We start from the raw sequence: 510 nt of genomic DNA, 5'->3' as shown, positions 1-510 counted from the left end.
GCACCCCGCCGTCGAGCCGGTAGTGCCGCCGTGCGCGGGCTGCGACGTGCAGATCGTGCGTGATCGTGACCAGTGCGGCATCCGTCTCGGTGGCCACCTCGTCCAGCAGCGCCATCACGCTGGCACCGGTGTCGATGTCCAGGGCGCCCGTGGGCTCGTCGGCGAGGATCAGCACCGGCCTGCGCACCAGGGCCCGCGCGATGGCGACGCGCTGCTGCTCGCCGCCGGAGAGCCGGTCGGCGATCTGCTCGACGCGATGTCCGAGACCGACGCGCTCCAGCATGTCGGCGGCGATCCGGCGCCGCTGCCAGAACAGCCGGTCCTTCGCATGGCCCAGCGGCATCATCACGTTGTCCAGTGCGGTGCGGCCGGGCAGCAGGTTGAACTGCTGGAACACGAACCCGACGTGGTCTCCTCGCAGCCGGTCCAGGCGCCCGGGCCTCATGCGCCGCACCTCGCGGCCGGCGAAGGACACCGTGCCGGTCGTGGGGGCGTCCAGCATGCCGAGGA

1 protein-coding gene is annotated in these 510 nt (G+C 72.4%); it reads right to left on the bottom strand.

Annotated elements, in window-relative coordinates:
• On the bottom strand, positions 1 to 510 hold a 510-nt coding region (locus BGN97_RS12320; protein ID WP_292702197.1), incomplete at both ends, for an ATP-binding cassette domain-containing protein.

The sequence above is a fragment of the Microbacterium sp. 69-10 genome (assembly GCF_001897945.1).
Classification (GTDB): Bacteria; Actinomycetota; Actinomycetes; order Actinomycetales; family Microbacteriaceae; genus Microbacterium.
This window is presented reverse-complemented; position numbering and strand designations above follow the sequence as displayed.